Origin of the sequence: Mycobacterium sp., assembly GCF_049281135.1 — a bacterium.
GTDB lineage: Bacteria > Actinomycetota > Actinomycetes > Mycobacteriales > Mycobacteriaceae > Mycobacterium.
The window spans coordinates 1-4,872 of sequence record NZ_JBAPRN010000861.1; the positions used below are offsets into that span (position 1 = coordinate 1).

4 protein-coding genes and 1 pseudogene are annotated in these 4,872 nt (G+C 65.9%); 4 read left to right on the forward strand and 1 reads right to left on the reverse strand.

What is annotated here, in order from left to right; genetic code table 11:
- From WAN02_RS34295 to WAN02_RS34305, 3 genes are all read left to right on the forward strand, one after another.
- On the forward strand, window positions 1-1,598 hold a 1,598-nt coding region (locus tag WAN02_RS34295; RefSeq protein ID WP_422269798.1), incomplete at its 5' end, for a beta-ketoacyl synthase N-terminal-like domain-containing protein.
- Between the two features lie 21 nt (window positions 1,599-1,619).
- Entirely contained in the window at window positions 1,620-2,012 is a 393-nt protein-coding gene (locus tag WAN02_RS34300) for a holo-ACP synthase (RefSeq protein WP_422269799.1), read from the forward strand.
- Window positions 2,013-2,123: 111 nt separating this feature from the next.
- On the forward strand, window positions 2,124-3,449 hold the full coding sequence (locus tag WAN02_RS34305; protein WP_422269800.1) for a dipeptidase: 1,326 nt from the start codon (window positions 2,124-2,126) through the stop codon (window positions 3,447-3,449).
- Between the two features lie 51 nt (window positions 3,450-3,500).
- Here the strand turns inward: WAN02_RS34305 and WAN02_RS34310 are convergent, their stop codons facing one another.
- On the reverse strand, window positions 3,501-3,845 hold the full coding sequence (locus tag WAN02_RS34310) for a DUF732 domain-containing protein (protein ID WP_422269801.1): 345 nt from the start codon (window positions 3,843-3,845) through the stop codon (window positions 3,501-3,503).
- A gap of 402 nt (window positions 3,846-4,247) precedes the next feature.
- Between WAN02_RS34310 and WAN02_RS34315 the strand changes: the two are divergent.
- Window positions 4,248-4,872 (forward strand): annotated as a pseudogene (locus WAN02_RS34315) (cytochrome P450); the annotation flags it as partial.

Below are 4,872 nucleotides of genomic sequence, written 5' to 3' on the forward strand. Positions count from 1 at the left end.
TGGTGAGCGTGTTCCTGGACAAGGACTTCACATTCGTCGTCTCATCGGAGGCCGACGCCCGTGGGTTCGCCCAGTTCGACGCCGAGCACACGGTGGTCCAGCCGGTCTCGGGCTCGAGCGACTGGCAAGTTACCCGTAAGGCGGGCACCGAGATTCGCGTGCCGCGCAAGACCAAGCTGTCGCGGACCGTCGGCGCGCAGATCCCCTCCGGGTTCGACCCGACGGTGTTCGGTATCAGCCAAGACATGGCCAGCTCGGTCGACCGGGTGGCGCTGTGGAACATCGTGGCGACCGTCGATGCGTTCCTGTCATCGGGCTTCACCCCGACCGAGCTGATGCGATGGGTGCACCCGGGCCTGGTGGCCAGCACTCAGGGCACCGGTATGGGTGGCATGACGTCGATGCAGACGATGTATCACGGCAACCTGCTCGGCCGGAACAAGCCGAACGACATCCTGCAGGAAGTGCTGCCCAACGTCGTTGCCGCACATGTGATTCAGTCGTATGTCGGTAGCTATGGCGCCATGATCCACCCGGTTGGCGCATGCGCCACCGCGGCGGTCTCCGTCGAGGAGGGTGCGGACAAGATCCGGCTCGGCAAGGCCGAACTGGTGATCACCGGTGGGTTCGACGACCTGACGCTGGAGGCGATCATCGGCTTCGGTGACATGGCCGCCACCGCCGAGACCAGCATGATGCGCGCCAGGGGCATTGCCGACTCGAAGTTCTCCCGGCCCAACGACCGGCGCCGGCTCGGGTTCCTGGAAGCACAGGGCGGCGGCACCATCCTGCTGGCCCGCGGCGACCTCGCGCTCAAGATGGGTCTGCCGGTGCTGGCGGTGGTGGGCTACGCACAGTCGTTCGCCGACGGTGTGCACACCTCTATCCCGGCCCCGGGCCTGGGCGCGCTGGGTGCAGGTCGTGGCGGCAAGGATTCGCCGCTGGCTCGGTCGCTGGCCAAGCTGGGCGTCGGCGCCGACGACGTCGCGGTGATCTCCAAGCACGACACCTCGACGTTGGCCAACGACCCCAACGAGACCGAACTGCATGAACGGCTCGCCGATTCGATGGGCCGCTCTGACGGTGCCCCACTGTTCATCGTGTCGCAGAAAAGCCTCACCGGGCACGCCAAGGGCGGCGCGGCGGTCTTCCAGATGATGGGCCTGTGCCAGATCCTGCGCGACGGGGTCATCCCGCCCAACCGCAGCCTGGACTGCGTCGACGACGAACTCGCGGACTCCGCGCACTTCGTCTGGGTGCGCGACACGCTACGACTCGGCGAGAAGTTCCCGCTGAAGGCCGGGCTGGTGACCAGCCTCGGGTTCGGCCACGTGTCGGGACTGGTCGCGCTGGTGCACCCGCAGGCCTTCATGGCAACGCTGGATGCCGAGCAGCGCGCGGATTACCTGCGTAGGGCAGACGCGCGTCTGCTGGCCGGACAGCGTCGACTGGCGTCGGCGATCGCCGGCGGCCCCGCACTGTACGAGCGGCCCGCTGACCGTCGCTTCGACCACGAGGAGCCCGAGAAGCGGCAGGAAGCGGCGATGTTGCTCGACGCGAACGCGCGATTGGGTGACGACGACGTCTACCGCCAGTGAGCATCCGATAGGTTCGCACAAATGAGCATCGTCGGAGTGGGGATAGACCTTGTCTCCATTACTGAGTTCGCCGAGCAGGTCGACCAGCCCGGAACGGTCTTCGCCGAGACCTTCACCCCAGGTGAGCGGCGTGACGCGTCGGACAAGAGTTCGTCTGCCGCACGCCACCTGGCGGCGCGGTGGGCGGCCAAGGAAGCGGTGATCAAGGCCTGGTCCGGATCGCGGTTCTCCCAACGACCGGTGCTGCGCGAGGACATCCATCGCGATATCGAGGTCGTCACCGATATGTGGGGCCGGCCGCGGGTGCGGTTGACCGGCGATATCGCCAAGCATCTGAAGGACGTGACGATCCACGTGTCGTTGACGCACGAAGCCGACACGGCTGCCGCGGTGGCCATTCTCGAGACCGAATAGGCCGACCCTGCGCCGCGGTGCCACCGAGGTCGACACTGGCGTGACGGCTTCTCGTACTTTTTCGCGCTGGCGTCGATCTGGGCGCTTCGGACTACCGCTAGCCTCGAGACCATGAGCGATCTGGTCGAACGAGTGCGCCAGGTGTTGCCTTCGGTGCGCGACGATCTGGAGAACCTGGTCCGTATCCAGTCGGTGTGGGCCGACCCGGCCCGCCGCGACCAAGTGCATCGCAGTGCCCAACTGACTGCAGATCTGTTGTCGCAGGCTGGTTTTGGCGATGTGCAGATCGTCAGCGAGGGCGGTGCGCCAGCCGTGATCGCGCGACATCCGGCGCCGCCCGGTGCGCCGACCGTGCTGCTGTATGCCCACCACGATGTGCAGCCCGAGGGTGATCCTGCGCAGTGGGCGTCGCCGCCGTTTGAGCCGACCGAACGCAACGGCCGACTCTACGGGCGCGGCAGCGCCGATGACAAGGCCGGTATCGCAACGCATTTGGCGGCATTTCGGGCACACGGCGGCGATCCTCCGGTCGGGGTGACGGTGTTCGTCGAAGGCGAAGAGGAGTCCGGTTCACCGTCGCTGGGCAGGCTGCTGGCCACCCACCGTGACGCGTTGGCCGCCGATGTGATCGTGATCGCCGATTCAGACAACTGGAGCACCGATGTCCCGGCGTTGACGGTATCGCTGCGAGGGTTGGCCGACTGCGTGGTCGAGGTCGCCACGCTGGATCACGGCCTGCACTCCGGCCTGTGGGGCGGCGTGGTGCCCGACGCGCTGATGGTGCTGGTGCGTATCCTGGCCAGCCTGCACGACGACGACGGCAACGTCGCGGTGGCCGGCCTGCACGAAAGCACCGCTGCGGCAGTGGATTACCCGCCCGAGCGGGTGCGTGCGGAATCGGGCCTGCTGGACGGAGTAAGCGAAATCGGCTCCGGCTCGGTGCCCCAGCGGTTGTGGGCCAAGCCGGCGATCACCGTGATCGGCATCGACACCACATCCATTGCCGCATCGTCGAACACGCTGATCCCGCGCGCTCGCGCCAAGGTCAGCATGCGGGTCGCCCCGGGCGGCGACGCGGCGGCGCACCTGGATGTGCTGCGCGCCCACCTGGAGCACCACGCCCCCTGGGGTGCGCACGTGACGGTGACCCTCGGCGACGTCGGCCAGCCCTACGCCATCCACGCCGCCGGCCCGGTCTACGCCGCCGCCCGGGAGGCGTTCCGGCAAGCGTGGGGGACCGAGCCGATCGACATGGGGATGGGTGGTTCGATCCCGTTCATCGCCGAATTCGCCGCCGCTTTCCCGAAGGCGGCAATCCTGGTCACTGGTGTGGAGGACCCGGCGACGCAGGCGCACAGCATCAACGAGAGCCTGGATCTCGGTGTGCTGGAAAGGGCCGCGACCGCCGAGGCGCTGCTACTGGCGAATCTGGGCTGAGCATTCAGACGGACTGGTCGCGGCGCAACGTGGCCACGTGTCCGGTGGCGTTTAGGGGTCGGGAGGGTTGTTCCACGGGCAATAAATGACTTCGGCAGAAATCACAATGCTTTCCGCGTCCTGCCATCTGTAGCCCGTAGCGGCCAGCGCATCAACTACGGCGGTGCGCGGTGTGCCATTGGTCTCAAGCTGACACGCATGCAACCCTTGCCATTTGACCAGCGGGTAGTCCCATATCGTCATGTTGTCGGGGTCTTCCGGATATCCCGTCAGCAAATCAAAAAATCTCTTATCGGCATTTGGGTCGGTGTTGTCACCAGAGGCACCTCCTGGGTCGCCGTGGGCGAGGCCACCGGCGACGGTCGCCCCGATCGGTGCGAATACCAGCGTGGTCAACGCTGCCGTGAGGGAAGCCCGAAATGGCATTGCGCCTCACCCCTTGATGAATCACGAAGTGCCCGACTCGATCGCAGCGTATGCGCCTAGGACGTTGATCGGCGGGTGTTCGACGATCGTCGCGTACTCAGACGGGCAGGTCGCGGCACAGCTCGTCGACGACGAACGTCGAGCGCATCACGCCGCTGTGATGTCTGCAAACGTGTGTACATCCGACGCGAAGGAGCGCGAGGCACTCGTGTTCCCATTCGACGGCGACCGCAGCTCTGCCGTCCACGAACATGTGGCGAGAGCTCCTGTCGATGCTGGGGGAGAACTCGATCCCCGGAATGCGCTTGTAGATCGACCGTCTCGCCGCATACTGCTTCCGTACGCAGTAGCTCGTCCGCAGGAGACGCGACCGTGAGCACGGAGAACACCCTGATCGGCGACGCCGGCAAGACCAACCGTTACCACTTCGACCGCCACACCCCGGAGTACCGCGAGCGGTTCAACGCGATCACCGAGGAGATGCACGCCAGGTGTCCGGTGGCGTGGACCGACACCTACGACGGGCACTGGGTGGCCGCGGGCAGTCGGGAAGTGTTCGAGCTGGCTCGATGTCCGTACGTGTCCAACGACCGCGACGTTACCGGCGAAGGCACCGGGTACAGGGGCATCAACATTCCTCCGGTGCCGGATGGAACCGGCATCCGTGGCGGCATGTTGGAAATGGATGAGCCCGAGCACAGCGTCTACCGCACCGTCCTCAACCCGTACCTGTCGCCGGCAGCCGTCAAGCGCTGGCTGCCGTTTGTGGACGAAATCGTACGGGCAACCGTCGACGAGAAGATCGAAAGCGGGCGGATCGATTTCGTCGACGATCTCGCGAACATCGTTCCCGCTGTCCTGACTCTGGCGATGATGGGCGTGCCGCTGAAGAAGTGGAAGCTCTACTGCGAGCCGGCCCACGCCAACGTGTACACGCCTGCCGATTCCCCAGAATTCCCAAGGGTTTTGGAGCAGTCGATAGCGATGGGGATGGACC